Source organism: Acidimicrobiales bacterium (genome assembly GCA_040219515.1).
GTDB lineage: Bacteria > Actinomycetota > Acidimicrobiia > Acidimicrobiales > Aldehydirespiratoraceae > JAJRXC01.
The window spans coordinates 123,818-141,506 of the sequence record JAVJSI010000012.1 but is presented as its reverse complement, the minus strand read 5'-3'; the positions used below and the strand labels follow the sequence as shown (position 1 = coordinate 141,506).

The window sequence follows — 17,689 nt, the reverse complement described above, 5'->3', positions numbered from 1 at the left end:
CGGCCCATGCCGCCGCCGCAACGAACGCCCGTCGGCGCGAACTGGGGTTACCCGACACCGATCCGCTTCGGCGCCGGCCGCGTCACCGAACTCGGTGACCTGTGCAGCGAGACCGGCATCACCCGGCCCCTGATCGTCACCGATCCCGGTCTCGCCGCGCTGCCGGTGATCGACACCGTCCGCCATGCGCTCGGAAGCCTGGTTCACGCCACCTTCCACGACCTGCGGCCCAACCCCGTCGGCCGCGACATCGACGCAGGGGTCGCCGCGTACCGGGCCGGCGATCACGATGGCGTCGTCGCCGTCGGCGGGGGCTCGGCCCTCGACGTCGGCAAGGTCGTCGCCTTCATGGCCGGGCAGACGCGGCCGGTCTGGGACTTCGAGGACGTGGGTGACAACTGGACCCGCGCCGACACGGCAGCGATCGCGCCGGTCATCACCGTGCCCACCACCGCCGGGACCGGCAGCGAGGTCGGCCGGGCCGGCGTGGTCATCGACGAAGCGGCACATCGCAAGGTGATCGTCTTTCACCCGGCGATGCTCCCGAAGGCCGTGATCTGTGATCCGGAGCTCACGCTGGGGCTGCCCCGCGTGCTCACCGTCGGCACCGGCCTCGATGCCCTGTCGCATTCACTCGAGGCCATCTGCGCACCCGGCTTTCACCCGATGTCGCACGGCATCGGTATGGAGGGCTGTCGGCTGGTCCTCGAACACCTGCCGCTCGTGGTTGCGGACCCGACCGACGTCGAGAGCCGGGGCCAGATGCTGGTCGCCGCGGCGATGGGCGCCGTGGCGTTCCAGAAGGGTCTCGGTGGCATGCACGCCTTGTCCCATCCGATCGGCGCCCGGTTCGACACCCACCACGGCATGACCAACGCGGTGGTGATGCCCTACGTGCTCGACGCCAACCGGGTCGCCATCGAGCCGACCATCGACCGTCTCGCCGCGTATGCCGGCATCGCCGGTGGATTCGACGGCTTCCTCGACCACCTGCTGGCCCTGCGGGACGCAATGGACGTACCGCCCACACTCGTCGCCCTCGGGGTCGACCCGGGAGCAGCCGACGACATCGTCGCCGCCGCGATCGTCGACCCGTCGGCCGGCGGCAACCCACTCCTGTTCGACCGACCATTCGCCGAGGCTGTGTTCTCGGCAGCCTGTGAAGGGACCCTTCATGCAGCTCGATGAACTCCGTCAGGAGGTGCACGACGGCGCCATCGACTCGGTGGTCGTCGGCTTCACCGACCACTACGGCCGCACGCTGGGAAAGCGCTTCGATGCCGACTTCTTCCTCGACAGCGGCGTCGACGACGGGACCCACGCCTGCGACTACCTGCTGACCGTCGACATGGAGATGGAACCGGTCGAGGGCTTCGCCTACAGCAACTGGGAGCGCGGCTACGGCGACTTCCATCTCGTGCCCGACCTCACGACGCTGCGGCGGGCCGGCTGGACGACAGGCACCGCGTTCGTTCTCTGCGATGTCGTCGACACCACCACCCACGAACCCGTCGCCGTCGCACCCCGTTCGATTCTTCGCCGCCAGCTCGCCGAGCTGAGCGACGCCGGGTTCACCGCGGCAGCCGCGTCCGAGCTCGAGTTCTTCATCTTCCGCGACAGCTATCGCGACGCGCACGGCAAGGGCTATCGGGACCTCGAGGCGGCGGGCTGGTATGTCGAGGACTACCACCTGCTGCAGGCGTCACGGGTCGAGGACTATGTGGGAGCGGCCCGGCGGGCGCTACGCGACAGCGAGATCCCGGTCGAGAACTCCAAGGGCGAGGCAGCGATCGGACAGCACGAACTCAACGTGCGCTACGCCGATGCCCTCACGATGGCCGACCGTCATGTCGTGATGAAGCAGGCGATGAAGGAGCTCGCTGATGCCCAGGGCGTGAGCGTGACGTTCATGGCCAAACCCGACGCAGCCCAGCCGGGGAGCTCGTGCCACATCCACCTGTCGCTGTGGGAGAGCGGCGCTGATGAAGTCAGTGCTGGCGAAACCAATGACGACGACGAGCGCCGCAATGCCTTCGTCGGGGACCCCCACTCCGACCTGTTCCGCTGGTTCCTGGGTGGCTGGATGCGTCACGCCGCCGACCTGATGGTCTGCTACGCACCCACGGTCAACAGCTACAAGCGCTATCAGGCCCAGTCCTGGGCGCCGACCCGCATCGCGTGGTCGACCGACAATCGCACGGCCGGCTTCCGCATCGTCGGCACGGGCAACGGGCTGCGCATCGAGAATCGCATCCCCGGGGCCGACGTGAACCCCTACCTCGCGTATGCGGCCGCGATCGCCAGCGGACTCGACGGCATCCGCAATCAGATCGAGCCGCCGGCCGAGCTCGCCGGCGATGCGTACCGCGACGCGATCGCGCCCACCGTGCCGTCGACCCTGCATGCCGCCCACGACCGTTTCGTCAACAGCGCCGATGCCCGCCGGCTGCTCGGCGACGAGGTGGTGGCGCACTACGGCCATCATTTCGCCCAGGAGATCGCCGCAGCCGACGCCGCCGTCACCGATTGGGAGATGCGGCGCTACTTCGAACGCATCTGACGCACGCATCCGAGGGACACGACTTCCTCACACTCGACTGAGATCGCGCCGATCGGATGGTTGTGAGTTCCGCGGCGCTCCAGATCTGTCCCCATTGCCGGGCCATCGTGCAGACCTCGGTCTGTTCGATCTGCGGCAAGTCGACCTTCGACGCGGTCATCGCGCCACCACCCGCACCGAAACGATCGCGCGCCGAGTTCTTCGCCCACGAGGAAGTCCGCCAAGTGGCGGTCGGTGCCGTCGTGATCCTCGCGCTGGTTGCCGCGATCGGCTTCGCCCTCAACCGATCCGATCCGGCTCCCCACGCGAACCCACTCCCGCCACCGGCGTCGACCACCACCGTGGCACCGCGACCGACCACATCCGAGCCCGCCCCCTCGGTTGCCGGCGGTGCCCGGCCGGCCAGCGGGTTCGTCCCTGGCGCGCCCCGTGAGGTCGGCCAGGGCCTCTCGCCGTGGGAGAGCCCGCCGCCGCTCGACCTCGTGGGGGGTGGCCTCCTCGATCCGTCGCTCGACTTCACGACCGACATCGGACGGGTCGACGAACTCCTCACCGCGTTCCCCGGGCAGTTCACGCTCGCTTCCCTGGACCCACCCCAGCTGGCCACCTTCGGCGGTGCGGTCGACATCGAACTGATCGAGACCACACAGCCGTTCGCGGTCCGAACCCTGATCCTCGCCGACGGCACGGCGGCGGGCGAGCTCTGGCTCATCGCCTCGAGCGGGAGCCCGGCCGGGGACGACTACCTCGCCGCGGCTCGCGCTCGCTGGGACACCGGCACCGCGCTCTCGCAGTACGCCCCCGATGTGGGGTTGCGGCTCTGGCTGCTGGCCACCGACGACACGACCAATCTGTGGGTCGGCGACGTCGACACCCGGGCCATGATCGTCGTACGGGCGCCGCTCGACCTCACTCCGTCGGCACTGACCGAGGTGTTGGCCCCGTGGCAGCGGGCGGCCTGACGCACTTTCTCGTCGCCGACTCGGCATGGGAAATACGACAGGCTATCCTGAGGAAATTCCCCCCTCCAAGGAGCCTGTCATGGCCATCGAACTCCCCCCGCTGCCCTACGCCGAGAATGCACTCGACCCCCACATCAGCGAACGCACGATCTCGTTCCACTACGGCAAGCACCATGCCGGCTACGTGGACAAGCTCAACGACGCGATCGAGGGCACCGACAAGGCCGACACGCCGCTCGAGGACATCATCCGCACCGCCGAGCCGGGCGGACTCTTCAACAACGCGGCCCAGGTCTGGAACCACACGTTCTACTGGAACTGCATGTCGCCCGACGGTGGCGGCGACCCGAGCGGTGAACTCGCGGCCGCGATCGAGTCGAGCTTCGGATCGGTCGATGACTTCAAGGAGCAGTTCAAGACCGACGCGACCGGCAACTTCGGCTCCGGCTGGACCTGGCTGGTGCGCGAGGGCGACGGTCTCGCCATCGTGAAGACCGACGATGCCGACACCCCTCTGGCCCACGGCCAGACGGCCCTGCTCACGATCGATGTGTGGGAACACGCCTACTACCTCGACTACCAGAACGCCCGCCCGGCCTATGTCGACGCGTTCATCGAGCACCTCCTCAACTGGGACTTCGTCGCCACCAACTACCAGTCCTGAGTTGGGACACCGGGGTCAGACCCCCGTCCCACCTTCTGTCCGACCCCGCCGATCGCGGTGGTCCGCTGGCGGTCGCTGAACTCGTGCATGGACCCGACCGTAGGCCGCGTGCGACAGTGCGCCATGCCCAAGCTCAGTCCACAGCCACCCGAGTGGATCCATTCGGCCCCGTTCCAGACCAGTGCCAGCCGTGTGCTCCCCGCACGACCCGACCGGGTCTTCGAGGCACTCGCCGACCACGAGTCCTGGCCGGAGTGGTTCGATGCAATCAGCGAGGTCGAGCGCTATGGCGAAACGCCCGAGGGCGTCGGGTCGAACCGGCGAGTGTTCCTGAACAAGCGAGTGTCGATCGACGAGGAGTTCAACGTCTGGGAACCAGGCGAACGCTGGGGCTTCGTCGTGCTCCGGACCACGCTCCCCGGCCTCGACTCGATGAGCGAACTGGTCACCATCGAGGATCTGGGCGACGGCTCCAGCTCGGTCACCTACAAGATGGGGATCGACGCGAAGTTTCCGCTGTCATTCCTTCTGAAGCGCGCCGTAGGTCCCATGGCGAAGAACCTCGGCGCCGCTCTCGACAACCTCGGACGCAAGTTGGGACGGGGGTCTGACCCCAGCGTCCCACCTAGCTGATCCAGGTCTTGATCTTCTCGATGAGGCCGAGGCGATCACCGCCGGCGGGGGTGACCTGGAGGTGGGTGACGCCGGCGGCCTGGTAGGCCTCGATGCGCTCGCGGACCTGGCTCTCGGACCCGACCATGGCGGTGGCGTCGAGGAAGTCCTGCGGCACCGCGGCCATGGCCTCTTCCTTGCGGCCGGCGAGGTAGAGATCCTGGATCTTCTCGGCCTCTTCCTCGTAGCCGTACTTCTGGAAGATGTTGTTGTAGAAATTCTTGTCCTTGGACCCCATGCCACCGACATAGAGCGCGGTCATGAAGCGACCGCCATCGCGGATCTCCCGGGCCTTCACCTCGTCGTCGACGATGGCGACAGTGCCGCCGGCCACGATGTTGAGCGGCGGCAACGACGGGTCGCGCTTGGCCAGCCCCTTGGCCAGATCGTCGCCCCACACGGACTCGGCCTTGTCGGGATGGAAGAACACGGGGATCCAGCCGTCGGCGATCTCGGCGGTGACTTCCACGTTCTTCGGGCCGAGCGACGCGATGTAGATGGGGATGTCGGCCCGCTTGGGATGGTTGATCAGCTTGAGCGGCTTGCCGAGACCGGTGCCCTGATCCTCGGGGAGGGGAAGCTGATAGCTCGGCCCGTCGTGGACCACTACTTCGCGGCGCCACACCTTGCGACAGATCTCGATGAGCTCGCGTTGACGACCGATCGGCTTGTCGTAGGGCACGCCATGCCAGCCCTCGATGACCTGCGGGCCCGACGCGCCGATGCCGAGGATGAAGCGCCCGTCAGACACCGCATCGAGACCGGCCGCCGTCATCGCCGTCAGCGTGGGGGTGCGCGAGTAGATCGGGAGAATGGCCGAGCCGAGTTCCATCGTCTCGGTCTTCGCCGCCAGATAGCCCAGGATCGACACGGCATCGAAGCTGTAGAGCTCGGCGACCCAGCCGACGTCGACGCCGGCCCGTTCGAGCTGCGCGGCTTCTTCCGCCGCGGCCCGTGGGTCGCCGGAGTAGTTGAGGGTCATCGAGAGCTTCATCGCCCCAGCATGCCCGCCACCCTTGCGGCTCGCCACCCGAGTCCGGCCTACGCTGCGGCATGGTCCGTCTTCGCCAAGTGCTCGACCAGGTGCGGCACCGACTCCTGTTCGTCCCCGCCCTCTTCACCCTCGGTGCAGTCGCCCTCGCCCAGGTGATGTTGCAACTCGACGCCGCCCTCGGCGACGAGGACCTCCCGCGGACGCTGCAGACCACGGTCGACAGCGGGCGAGCGATCCTCTCGGCCATCGCCGGCGGTCTCATCGCATCCATCACCCTGCTGTTGTCGCTCACGATGGTGGCCGTGCAGTTGGCCAGCAGCCAGTTCTCGCCTCGCACGGTGCGCAACTGGATCGGCGATCGCACGCAGCAACGGTCGATCGGGGTCGTGCTCGGCACCACGGTCTACTGCCTGCTCGTCCTGCGCGAGACCCGGAGCCTCAGCGAGGGCGACGCCCTCACCCCGCACTTCTCGGTGATCCTCGCCGTGATCCTCGGAATCGTCTCGCTGATCGCCGTGGTCCGGTCGGTCGACCATCTGACCGACAAGCTCCGCGTCGGTTCGATCGCCACCAAACTGTCCAACGAGACGATCGAGCTGATCCATCGCTCGAACGAGTCGGCGGCCGAGTCGGTCGGCGACACGCCGGTACCGCTCACGAAGGAGGATTTGGCGCCGCCCACCGACGCGTTCGCCATCGAGGCTCGCCAGATGGGATGGATCCAGCAGATCGACACGGGTTCGCTGTTGCGCAGCGCGCCGAAGGGTTCGACGATCTACCTTCCCGCGTCGGTCGGCGAGTTCGTCCCGGCAAACGCACCTCTTGCGTGGATCTCACCGCCGCCCGATGACGAGGACCGGTGCGTCGCGATGCGGGAGCACTTCGCGCTCGGGGACACCCGGACGATGCAGTCCGACGTCGGCTTCGGCGTGCTCCAGATGGTCGACATCGCCCTGCGGGCCCTCTCCCCCGGCGTCAACGATCCCAACACCGCCAACGACATCGTCGTCCACCTCGGTGCCGTTCTCCTCTCCCTGTGGGAGTCGCCGCTGGCCGCCGACGTCACGGAACTGGACGGTCGACGACTGATCCAACGCCGGTTCGTCCACGAGGACCACCTCGATGCCGCACTCGATCCGATCCGCCATCACGGGGTCGACGAACCGCTCGTCGCCATCACGCTGCTGCGCACGCTGCGCCTGCTCGAATCCGAGACGCTGCGGCGGGGGCTCCCCGGGCCCATCGAGCCCCTGCGGGCAATGGCCGGACGGATCATCGCGGAATCTTCTGTCACTCTTGCAGACAATACTTTGCCATCCTAGGGTCCGAGCATGAGGAACTACGGCGAGTGGAACGGCACGATCGGGACGACGATCGCCGATTCGACACCCGACTTCGCAGTTGCGGCCCACCCCGGTGACGACGCACCGAACGTCGTGATCGTGCTGCTCGACGATCTCGGCTTCTCCCAGTTCGGCTGCTACGGGTCCGACATCGACACGCCCAACATCGATGCGCTCGCCGCGGGTGGTCTCCGCTACACCAACTTCCACGTCACCCCGCTGTGCTCACCGACGCGGGCCGCCCTGCTCACCGGGCGCAACCACCACACCGTCGGGATGCGGGCCGTGTCGAACTTCGACACCGGCTTCCCCCACATGACCGGGCACATCTCGAACCACGCCGCGACGGTCGCCGAGGTCCTCCACGACGAAGGCTACGCCACGCTCGCGGTGGGCAAATGGCATCTCGCCCCGATGGACCAGTGCTCGGCCGCAGGGCCGTTCGACCAATGGCCGCTCCAGCGCGGCTTCGACCGGTTCTACGGTTTCCTCGACGGTGAGACCGACCAGTTCAACCCGTCGCTCACCTACGACAACCACCACATCGACCCGCCGACGACGTCGCCCGACGACGACTACCACTTCAGCGTCGACATGATCGACCACGCGATCGCTTTCGTCCACGACACCAAGTCGATTCGGCCCGACAAGCCGTTCTTCCTCTATTGCGCGTTCGGCGCCACCCACGCCCCCCACCAGGCACCCGCCGCGTTCCTCGAGAAGTACCGCGGCCGCTACGACGAGGGTTGGGACGTCGTCCGCCAGCGCTGGTTCGAACGCCAGATCGAGCTGGGCGTCACCGCGCCCGACACCGAGCTGGCGCCCCGCAACCCCGGTGTCGACGCCTGGGACGACCTTCCCGACAACCAGCGGGTCCTGGCCTGCCGACTCCAGGAAGCGTTCGCCGCTTTCCTCGACCACACCGACGTGCAGATCGGTCGACTGGTCGACGACCTCCGCGACCTCGGCGAGCTCGACAACACCGTCATCATGGTGCTGGGGGACAACGGCGCGTCACAGGAGGGCGGCCCGTTCGGAGTACTCCACGAGATGAAGTTCTTCAACGGCATCCTCGAGACGCCCGACGACGCCGTCGCCCACCTCGACGAGATCGGTGGCCCCCACTCGCACACCAACTACCCGTGGGGATGGGCCCAGGTCGGCAACACCCCGTTCAAGTGGTACAAGCAGAACACCCACGAAGGTGGTGTGCATGTGCCGCTGATCGTCCACTATCCCGACGGTGTGTCCGACGCCGGCGGACTGCGCGGGCAGTTCCACCACGTCAACGACGTCGCCGCGACCCTCTATGACCTGCTCGGGATCGAGGCGCCCGCGCAACGCCGTGGCCTCGAACAGATTCCGGTCAGCGGTGTGCCGATGACCTACACGTTCACCGATGCCGACGCTCCCACCCGCAAGGAGATCCAGTACTTCGAGATGGCCGGCCACCGGGGGCTGTGGCACGACGGCTGGAAGGCCGTCACCCGTCACGTCGCCGGCACGTCGTTCGACGACGACGTCTGGGAGCTCTACCACGTCGACGCGGATCCCTCGGAGTGCCACGACCTCGCCGCCGAGATGCCCGACAAGATCAGCGAGATGGTCGCTCTCTGGTTCGAGGAGGCCGACACCCACGGCGTTCTCCCGCTCGACGACCGCATGCTCGAACTCTTCGGTGCGCGGTTCCGCGAACACTCGCCCCACCCGACCGACATGCGCTACGTCTACAAGCCGCCGATGTCGATGCTGCCGATGCAGGCCGGCGTGCCGCTCGGCGGACGGAGCTGGTCGATGACGGCAACCGTCGACGGCATCGCCGACGGGGTGTTGTTCGCGACCGGCACCGAGAACAGTGGCATCTCGTTCTTCGTCGATCGCGGCGAACTGGTGCTCGACTACAACGCCTTCGACGACCACACCGTGATCCGCTCGAGCGTCGGCCTACCCCCCGGCGCCACGCGGCTCGGTGTCGAATTCATCCGCGTCGCCGGTCGTCGCGCTCTCGCCCAGCTGTCGGTCGACGGCCTCCCCGTCGGCGGCGGCGAGATCCCCTGGGTGATGGGCACGATCTCGTCGGTCGGCGCATCGGTCGGCCGCGACCTCGGTTCGCCGGTCAGCCGGGCCTACGCCGATGCCAATCCCTACGGCGCCACCCTGCGCCAGGTCGAGATCCAACTGCTCTCCCGCCAGGACGCCGAATCCCGCGAGTCCGACATGCGCACCGAACTCTCCCGCCAATAGCACCCGTCCCGCCGGTGTCAGACACCGGGGGGACGGGTCAGCGGGTGTAGGCGAGGTTCTCGGCGGCTCGGGTGGCCCATTCCTGGTCGCCGGACAGGGTGACCTTGCCGGTGTCGATCTGGGTCTGGGGATCGATACGGCCGGCGGCGAGCATCACGAAGGTGCCGACATCGGTGGTGACCACGGCGTCGGGGTCGTCGACCGAATCCACTCGTGTGGCGCGGCCGTCGACGGCGACCGCGATCGTCCGGTCGACCGGCCCGACGATGTCGAAGACGATCGACTTGCCCTCGGGCAGGCCGATGTTCTTGCCCACGATGTAGCCGATGGCGGTGTCGACCTCTTCGAGTGACATCTCGGCGGCCACGCCACCATCGTCGAGCGATTCGCCCAACGGGATGGCGATGTCCCGCGCGTGAATCCACAGATCGAACACGCGCACCTGGAGAAAGCGGCCGTACGTGGCGACCCCCACCGGGGTCAGCGACGGCGTGTCGACCACGCTCGGCGCGAGACGGTCGAGGTCGGCCATTCGACTCGAGGTGATCTCCTGCACCCGAATGGCGAACTCACTTCGGCTCATCGACTCGGCCGCCGCACTCAGCTCACCCATCCGCTCGAACGGTGGCCCGGTCTCCGCCGACGGTGCCCAGCCGGTCAGCACGGCCTCGATGCCGATGGCGTGAGCGATGACGTCACGGACATTCCAATCGGGGCACAACGACTGCACGGCCATCTCGTCGTCGGTGAGGCGGCCGGTGAGGTCGTTGTAGAACGCGAACAGCTGCTCGTGCGCGGCAATGTAGTCCTGGAGGGTGAAGTTCATCGGGCGGGCTTCTCCTTGCTCTCCCATTCGCGGGCTTCGAAATACGGCTGGAACACGTTGGCGATGTGGCGCATGTCGTCGTCGGTCTTCGGGGTCTTCAACTCGTAGAGATGGTCGACCTTCGCGTAGGCGACGGTGAGATCCCAGAGGTCGATCGCCTGCTGCCCGATCGGCGCGGGCACGACCACCGGGCCGTAGACGTGGCGCTCGCCGGGGAAGATGATCGTCGGCACACCGAAGCCGCCCGATTCGACGACCGCGTCGTGATCGGCCTTCACGTCGTCGTGGGTGGTCGCATCGGCGATCGCCGCCGCCACCACCGAGGGATCGACGCCGATCTCACGACAGATCTCCTCGGCCACCTCGGGCCGGTGAGGCTTGCGGCCCTCCTCGTGCAGCGCACGGCCGGCCGCCTCGTAGAAGCGGTCGCAGTCGTCCATCGACGTGCGGCGCAGCATGGCAGCGACCCGCAGCATGCCCCAGCCGTAGGACCACTCGCGCTCCCACGGATGCTTCTTGCCCTCTTCCCGATTGATCTCCTCGAGCGAGAAGAACCGCCAGTCGATCTCGATCGGTTCGGTGTCGGACCGCATCTCGCGGACGGTACGGATCCACTTCGAGGTCTGGTAGGCCCAGGGACACATCACATCGAAGTGGAACGCGATCTCCATGCTCCGACGGTAGCCGGGGCTTGCCCGCGAGAGAAACTGTCAGGCAAACTGCCACATATGAGTGACACCGCAAGGACAAGTGACACCGAAGCCACCTCCGACACGGAAGCGAGGATGGTCAACGACGCGCTCGACGCGCTTCTCGCCGCCCACGATCCGACCAAGGAGAGCTACGAGGAGTTCCGGGGTCACCAGTACGACGCGGGCCTGGCGTGGGTCCACCATCCCGAACGGGCCGGGGGTCTGGGTGTGCGGCCCCAACTCCAACGCGACGTGAACAAGCGGCTGGCCGAGGCCGGTGCCGCGCCCATGAATCCCGCCCAGTTCTTCCAGGCCCTGGCCGGGCCGACCATCCTCGCCCACGGCAACCAGGAGCAGTACGACCGCTTCCTGCGTCCGATGTTCACCGGCGAGGAGAAGTGGTGTCAGCTGTTCTCCGAGCCCGGCGCCGGCTCCGATTTCGCGGGTCTCGCCACCAAGGCCGTACTCGACGGCGACGAGTGGATCGTCAACGGCCAGAAGGTGTGGAACACGCTCGCCCACATCGCCGACTGGGGCATGCTCGTCACCCGCACCGATCCCGACATGCCCAAGCACAAGGGCATGACCTACTTCGCGCTCGACATGCACCTCGAGGGTGTCGAGGTGCGTCCGCTGCGCCAGATCACCGGTGAGGCCGAGTTCAACGAGGTCTACATGACCGACGTGCGGGTGCCCGACGACTGCCGCATCGGTGACCGCGGCGAAGGCTGGCGCGCCTCGCTGACGACACTCATGAACGAGCGCACCGCCATCGGTGGTGGCGGGGGCGGCGGCGCACCCAAGCGGGGTAGCGGCGCGATCTCCCATCTCGTGAAGGTCTGGGAGAACCTCGCCGACGAGCGCAAGGGAGCGGCCGAGCGCGATGAGGTCATGAAACTCTGGATCCGGGCCGAGATCCTGCGGCTCACGAACATGCGAGCCATCGAAGCGGCCAAGATGGGCCAGCCCGGTCCCGAGGGTTCGGTCGCCAAGCTGGCCGGTGCCGAACTCAACAAGGAGCTCTACAGCAAGGCCCTCGACCTCATCGGCATGGGCGGCCAGGTCGGCTACGACTACACGTTCCGCCGGCCCGGCGCGGTCGACCTCGACGGTGCCGACAACGGCATCGGCCACGCATTCCTGCGGGTGCGGGCCAACTCCATCGAGGGCGGCACCTCCGAGGTCCTGCGCAACATCATGGGCGAGCAGATGCTCGGTCTTCCCGGCGAGCCCCGCGTCGACAAGGGCATCCCGTGGAGCGAGGTGGCGAAGAACTGACCGGGCGCGGGATCACCCCGTGCCCAATGCCGCCGTGATCTCGCGATGCAGCTGCTTCTTGATCTGCCCGATCGAACCCTCGGCGGTCGGCGCGTGGGGCAGACCGATCTCCGCCGCCGCGGCCATCAACCCGTCGAGCGGCACCGAGCGATCGACGAAGCCGGCGGCGACGGCGTCGGCGGCGCCGTAGCGCCGGCCGGTCACGATCGTCTCGCGGGCGATTGCGGGAGGGAGCAGGTTGCGGATCATCGACAGCAGCCCGGCGCTGAACCCCATGCCCAGGTGCACTTCAGGCCAACACACGAACCCGCGGTCGTCACGCATGACCGCGTGATCGTGGGCGATCACGGAGAACGCGCCGGCCCCGAACGCGTGGCCGTTGATCGCTGCCACCGTCGGTGCGGGAAACGTCAGGATGCGGCCGAGCACCAACTCCACCGAGTTGACGTAGGCGATCACGTCCTCGGAGCTCTTTCCCGCCATCCAGTCGACGTCGAGCCCGTTCGAATAGTGCTTGCCGGCACCCGTTGTGACCAGCACCTTCGGACCGTCGGCGGTGGCCACCTCATCGAGGATCTCGTTCATGCCCGCGACCCAGGCGTGGTCGGTGGTGTTCAGGTCGTCGCCGAAGCTGACCACGAACAGTTCGCCGTCTCGGGTGAGTGTCGGTTCGCTCATGGGCCGGACGTTAGCCCCGTTTGCCAGCCCTTCGAGCGGGGGCGATGATCGCGGCCATGGATCGGCCCGGAATCGTGATCGCCCACATGGACGGCATCACCCCGTTCGACGAGGCCGCGATCGACCGTCTCGATCAGATCGGCCGGGTGCTCGACCGGGTGCCGCTGGCCTCGTGGGACGACCCACGCGCCGAGGACCTGCTGGCCGAGGCCGAGATCATCGTCGGCCACTGGGGTACGCCGTTGTTCGACGCCGCGACACTGGCGAAGGCGCCCAAACTCCGCCTGTTCGCCTACGCCGCCGGCACGGTGAAGTGGTACGCGATCGACGAGATCTGGGACCGCGACATCGTCGTCACCTCGGGCGCGGGGGCCAACGCCGAGCCGGTCGCCGAGTACACGCTCGCCATGATCCTGCTGGCCAACAAGCGCGTGTTCCCCGCGATCGACCAGCAGGCCGGCCGCCCCGCGTGGAGACCACCGACCACAGCTTCAGCCCACGGCAACTGGGACAAGACGATCGGTCTGGTGTCGGCCTCACTCATCGGACGTCGCGTCGCCGAACTCCTCGCTCCCTTCCCCAGCCTCCAGGTGCAGATCTACGACCCGTTCCTCGATGCCGCCGAGATCGCCGCTCTCGGCGCGACCAAGGTCGACGATCTCATCGAACTCTGCCGCAACGCCGACGTGTTGTCGCTCCACGCGCCGGCACTGCCGACCACCCACAACCTGATCGCGGCCGACCACCTGGCTGCGTTGCCCGACGGCGCCACGGTGATCAACACCGCGCGGGGCCATTGCCTCGATCTCGACGCGCTCGTCGCCGAACTCGAGACCGGACGCCTGTTCGCGATCATCGACGTCACCGACCCGATCGAACCGCTCCCCGAGGACCACCCGGTGCGCACCCTGCCCAACGCGATCTCCACGCCGCACATCGCCGGGTCGCAGGGCACGGAGCTCGAGCGGATGAGTGACTGGGTCTGCGACGAGGTCGAGCGCTTCGTCGGCGGCCGACCACAACGCAACCGGATCACCCGTGAGATGATCGACCGGATCGCGTAGCGACCAACGTCTCGAGAACAGGACCGAATTCATGAGCATCGCCTTTGACGACATCGACGCCATCAACGCCCACGCCTCCGAGGAGTACGGCGACTGGGGCAAGGAGATCGAGGTCACTCAGGAGATGATCAACGACTTCGCAGAACTCACCGGCGACCGTCAGTGGATCCACATCGATGTCGAGCGCTGTGTCGCGGAGAGCCCGTTCGGCGGTCCGATCGCCCACGGCTACCTCACGATGAGCCTGATGCCGATGCTGATCAAGGTCCCCGTCGAACTCTCGGGCGTGAAGAACGCAGTGAACTTCGGCTGTGGCGGCGCCCGCTTCCTGTCGCCGGTGCCCGCCGGATCGACGATCCACGCGCGTTCCCGCCTGATCGGCGCGGAGACGCACCGAGCCGGGACGCTGTTGAGCTTCGAGTCGGCCACCCATGTCAAGGGCGCCGAGAAGCCCTCGCTCGTCTACACGTCGCAGATCCTCTACCAGGGCTGAAACGTGCCCCCCGAGGGCAATCTGCTCTCGACGTTGCAGCGGGCCGCCGCCGACCGGCTCGACGCAGACTTCCTTCGCCCACCCGGCCAGCCCGCGATCAGCTACCGGGAGGTGTTCGAGCGCGCCGCGCGGCTCGCCACGGTGCTCCATGAACGCGGCGTCACCGCGGGCGACCGAATCGTCTCCTGCATCGCCAAGTCGCCCGATGCGGTCGTGCTCTACCTCGGCTGCCTGCATGCCGGTGCGGTCCACGTGCCGCTCAACCCGGCGTTCACCGCCGACGAACTGGCCTACTACGTCGACGACGCCGACCCGGCCCTCGTCGTGGTGGACGCCGACCTCGCCGAACTCATCGAACAGGCCGAGACCGCCGAGCCGGCACCCCTGGTGACACGACAGCCCGACGACCTGGCCGCCCTGCTCTACACCTCGGGCACCACCGGCCGGCCCAAGGGCGCGGCGCTGACCCACGCGAACCTTTGGCACAACGCCTGGGGGCTGCACGATGCCTGGCACTTCACCCCCGACGACCGGCTGCTCCACACGCTGCCCCTGTTCCACGTGCACGGACTGTTCGTGGCACTGCACTGCGCGATGCTCTCGGCGATCCCGGTCGAGCTCCTCGACCGCTTCGATACCGATCAGGTCGTCGACGCCCTCCCCGATGCGACCGTGCTGATGGGCGTGCCGACCCACTACCACCGCCTCCTCGACGACGACCGCTTCGACGCCACACTCACTGCCGGCATCCGCCTTTTCACCTGCGGGTCGGCGCCCCTGCCCGACAGCGTGTTCGCCGCGTTCACCGAGCGCACCGGGCACCGCATCTGTGAGCGCTACGGCATGAGTGAGGCCGGCATCATGACCTCGAACCCGTATGACGGGGACCGGGTGGCGGGCACCGTCGGCTTCGCTCTGCGAGATGTGGCACTGCGGGTGAGCGATCGTGGCATCGTCGAAGTCCGCGGGCCGCACCTGTTCCAGGGCTACTGGCGACGACCCGAGGCGACTGCCGATGCGTTCACGCCCGACGGATGGTTCGCGACCGGCGACGTGGGCAGCCTCGATGCCGAGGGCCGCCTGACGCTGCAAGGCCGGGCCGGCGACATGATCATCAGTGGCGGCGAGAACATCTATCCCAAGGAGATCGAACTCGTGCTCGACGGGGTCGACGGCATCCGGGAGTCCGCGGTGATCGGGGTTCCCCACCCCGACTTCGGTGAGGGCGTCGTGGCCGTGCTCGTGGTCGAGCCGGACTTCGAGCCCGCCACAGCCACGACCGCGCTGCAACAGAAACTGGCCCGTTTCAAGCACCCGAAGATCCGGATCGTCGTCGACGCACTACCCCGCAACGCGATGGGCAAGATCCAGAAGAACGTGCTGCGGGCGGACTACGCCGACGTGTTCTCCGTGGACTGATCGTCGGCCGCCCCGGTGACATCGGCAGCCGTGCCACGGCGAACCATGCGGACGAGCTGCCACACGGCGATCAGGCCCAGCGCCGGGATCAGCAAGCGGATCGTGCCGTCGCCGACCGCGCCTTCGACCCGCGAAGCCAACGCATGGCTGTCGTGCTCGACCCGGTCGTAGTCGCCGTCGATCCAGGCCACTCGAAGGGACTCGAGGTCGGCCTCGACGTCCTGGCCGATGAGCCCCACACCGGCGAGCAGTCCCCGGTCGCCGTTCACCATCCGCTCCGCCTCGTCGAAGGCCTCCAGCGCAGCCTCCTGTGCGTCGAGCAGATCGTTGACCTCGGCCATGTCCGTCTCGGCCGACTCGAACAGCACCTTGCCGTCGTCACGGGGCGGCAGATCCAGCGACTCGGCCCAGGCGAGCAGCCCGTCGCGACGAACGATCACGTCGCTCACCGCCGCCTGCGCGGCGGTGAAGTCGTCGAACTCCCACGCCGCCATCGCATGACGTAGATAGGGCGGCAACGTCCAGCCGCCGGCCCGAAACTCGAGCGCGTCATGGTCGACCCGGGCGATGGCCCGCTGATCGAGCAGTACCAGTTCGGCCTCGTCGAGCAGGGTCGTCGCCCGCAACAGATCGTCCACGCCGTCGGCCCCGGCCACCCCCTCGAGATGATCGAGCAGCGTGCGCCAATCGGGCGGCAACGGCTGGGGTTCGGCAACCGGGCCGGGGTAGGTGATCGTGCCGTCCCGCAGCGCATCGACCACGGATCGCACCCCCGCCGCGCCGATCTCGTTCACGACCACGGGGACGACGTCTGCCGGCCCCGACGGATCGGGCTGGTTTCCCGCGAATGCCGACGCGAGCCCCTCGATGAACCACGGCTCGTCGACGTCCACATCGCTCAGCCACGCGTGGGCCAGCTGGTGATCGACCGACTCGGCGTCGTCGCCGACCAACCCGAGCTGGTCCGGGCCCACCATCGGATGCTCGGACGTCGCAAAGGCCCGCCAGAGCTCGAGCGGGTCGACGCGTGGTCCGAACCAGCTGTCGAGCGACGCCACCACGGCCTCGGCCCGATCGACCACGTCGATGGTCCACGCGCCGCGGGAGTCCCAGTCCTGCACGGTGATCTCGGGCGGCAGCACCACCGTCCGCGAGAAGAACGCATCGGGGTCGACGTAGGACACCCGCACGATCTCATAGGGCGCCGCGATCTCCGGTGGCGCAGGCGACCCCACGGCGACGAAACCGTCGGGCAACTCGATCTCGGGGGGTGCCCACGTGGACTCTCCCGGCCCGGGGACATAGACGTCGAACGACGCTGCCCCCGGGAAGACGAGCGGACCGGACGGTGAAACGGAGTGTTCGAGCGCCCACTCGATCGTGACGGTGGCCGTCTCACCCGGCTCGAGCGGACGCCGAAAACCCACCAACCACGTGTCGAAACCGTCCTCCTCGGTGGTCGGACCGGCAAGGAGTTCCCCCGACCCGTCTGTGACCACCACGTCGACGGCATCGACCGGGAGTGACTCGAAGAACCCCGGAAACGCCGCAGCTGCGGTCTGGTTCTCGAACTCGTAGCCGAATGCCACTTCGACCCGAGCGGTGTCGACCACGACGCGATAGGACGCAGTGGTCGCGACGGTGAGGGCCGGGTCGCCCGTGTCCGACTGGGCCACGGCCGGCGCACCGAAGCCGATACCCGTCACGAGGGCGACCAACACCAGACCGGCGACTCGACGGAATCCTCTGTGTGGCACGAAGGCGAAGACTACCGACTGCGAACCAACCGACGGCCCCGGC

Annotated in this window: 16 protein-coding genes; 11 read left to right on the top strand and 5 right to left on the bottom strand. The window is 67.8% G+C overall.

What is annotated here, in order from left to right; genetic code table 11:
* Positions 1 to 6 precede the first annotated feature (6 nt).
* The 5 genes from RIB98_11490 to RIB98_11470 all read left to right on the top strand — a co-directional run bounded on the left by RIB98_11490 (position 7) and on the right by RIB98_11470 (position 4,819).
* Entirely contained in the window at positions 7 to 1,188 is a 1,182-nt protein-coding gene (locus RIB98_11490; protein ID MEQ8841596.1) for an iron-containing alcohol dehydrogenase, read from the top strand.
* Positions 1,175 to 2,560, top strand: a complete 1,386-nt coding sequence (locus tag RIB98_11485; protein MEQ8841595.1) for a glutamine synthetase family protein — start codon at positions 1,175 to 1,177, stop codon at positions 2,558 to 2,560. Before RIB98_11490 ends, RIB98_11485 begins: the two co-directional genes overlap by 14 nt.
* 56 nt (positions 2,561 to 2,616) lie before the next feature.
* On the top strand, positions 2,617 to 3,522 hold the full coding sequence (locus RIB98_11480) for a hypothetical protein (GenBank protein MEQ8841594.1): 906 nt from the start codon (positions 2,617 to 2,619) through the stop codon (positions 3,520 to 3,522).
* A gap of 79 nt (positions 3,523 to 3,601) precedes the next feature.
* Positions 3,602 to 4,186, top strand: a complete 585-nt coding sequence (locus RIB98_11475) for a superoxide dismutase (GenBank protein MEQ8841593.1) — start codon at positions 3,602 to 3,604, stop codon at positions 4,184 to 4,186.
* A 123-nt stretch (positions 4,187 to 4,309) separates the two neighbouring features.
* The gene (locus RIB98_11470) at positions 4,310 to 4,819 is read left to right on the top strand and encodes an SRPBCC family protein (protein ID MEQ8841592.1); all 510 of its coding nucleotides are present in this window, start codon (positions 4,310 to 4,312) and stop codon (positions 4,817 to 4,819) included.
* Here the strand turns inward: RIB98_11470 and RIB98_11465 are convergent.
* Positions 4,812 to 5,852 carry an LLM class F420-dependent oxidoreductase gene (locus RIB98_11465; protein MEQ8841591.1) on the bottom strand — a complete coding sequence of 347 codons (1,041 nt, stop codon included), beginning with the start codon at positions 5,850 to 5,852 and terminating at the stop codon, positions 4,812 to 4,814. The two genes, RIB98_11470 and RIB98_11465, sit on opposite strands and share 8 nt — an antisense overlap.
* 59 nt (positions 5,853 to 5,911) lie before the next feature.
* On the opposite strand from RIB98_11465, the gene RIB98_11460 reads away from it, so the two are divergent.
* Both RIB98_11460 and RIB98_11455 read left to right on the top strand, forming a co-directional pair.
* A complete protein-coding gene (locus RIB98_11460) occupies positions 5,912 to 7,174 on the top strand; it encodes a DUF2254 domain-containing protein (protein MEQ8841590.1) in 1,263 nt (420 codons plus the stop codon).
* Positions 7,175 to 7,183: 9 nt separating this feature from the next.
* A complete protein-coding gene (locus RIB98_11455; protein MEQ8841589.1) occupies positions 7,184 to 9,439 on the top strand; it encodes an arylsulfatase in 2,256 nt (751 codons plus the stop codon).
* A 37-nt stretch (positions 9,440 to 9,476) separates the two neighbouring features.
* Here RIB98_11455 and RIB98_11450 read toward each other — a convergent pair whose 3' ends face one another.
* Both RIB98_11450 and RIB98_11445 read right to left on the bottom strand, forming a co-directional pair.
* On the bottom strand, positions 9,477 to 10,265 hold the full coding sequence (locus tag RIB98_11450) for a maleylpyruvate isomerase family mycothiol-dependent enzyme (protein ID MEQ8841588.1): 789 nt from the start codon (positions 10,263 to 10,265) through the stop codon (positions 9,477 to 9,479).
* On the bottom strand, positions 10,262 to 10,936 hold the full coding sequence (locus RIB98_11445; protein ID MEQ8841587.1) for a DsbA family protein: 675 nt from the start codon (positions 10,934 to 10,936) through the stop codon (positions 10,262 to 10,264). Before RIB98_11445 ends, RIB98_11450 begins: the two co-directional genes overlap by 4 nt.
* Before the next feature lie 57 nt (positions 10,937 to 10,993).
* Between RIB98_11445 and RIB98_11440 the strand changes: the two genes are divergently transcribed.
* The gene (locus tag RIB98_11440) at positions 10,994 to 12,235 is read left to right on the top strand and encodes an acyl-CoA dehydrogenase family protein (protein ID MEQ8841586.1); all 1,242 of its coding nucleotides are present in this window, start codon (positions 10,994 to 10,996) and stop codon (positions 12,233 to 12,235) included.
* A gap of 12 nt (positions 12,236 to 12,247) precedes the next feature.
* Here the strand turns inward: RIB98_11440 and RIB98_11435 are convergent, their stop codons facing one another.
* Positions 12,248 to 12,913, bottom strand: coding sequence for an enoyl-CoA hydratase/isomerase family protein (locus RIB98_11435; GenBank protein ID MEQ8841585.1), 666 nt, complete (start codon positions 12,911 to 12,913; stop codon positions 12,248 to 12,250).
* A 56-nt stretch (positions 12,914 to 12,969) separates the two neighbouring features.
* Between RIB98_11435 and RIB98_11430 the strand changes: the two genes are divergently transcribed.
* Genes RIB98_11430 through RIB98_11420 form a run of 3 tightly spaced genes read left to right on the top strand, consistent with a single transcriptional unit; the run spans position 12,970 to position 15,889 of the window.
* The gene (locus RIB98_11430) at positions 12,970 to 13,977 is read left to right on the top strand and encodes a hydroxyacid dehydrogenase (protein MEQ8841584.1); all 1,008 of its coding nucleotides are present in this window, start codon (positions 12,970 to 12,972) and stop codon (positions 13,975 to 13,977) included.
* Between the two features lie 31 nt (positions 13,978 to 14,008).
* Positions 14,009 to 14,470, top strand: coding sequence for a MaoC family dehydratase (locus RIB98_11425; protein MEQ8841583.1), 462 nt, complete (start codon positions 14,009 to 14,011; stop codon positions 14,468 to 14,470).
* A gap of 3 nt (positions 14,471 to 14,473) precedes the next feature.
* A complete protein-coding gene (locus tag RIB98_11420; GenBank protein MEQ8841582.1) occupies positions 14,474 to 15,889 on the top strand; it encodes an AMP-binding protein in 1,416 nt (471 codons plus the stop codon).
* Here the strand turns inward: RIB98_11420 and RIB98_11415 are convergent.
* Positions 15,862 to 17,646, bottom strand: coding sequence for a hypothetical protein (locus RIB98_11415; protein MEQ8841581.1), 1,785 nt, complete (start codon positions 17,644 to 17,646; stop codon positions 15,862 to 15,864). The two genes, RIB98_11420 and RIB98_11415, sit on opposite strands and share 28 nt — an antisense overlap.
* Between the last annotated feature and the right edge of the window lie 43 nt (positions 17,647 to 17,689).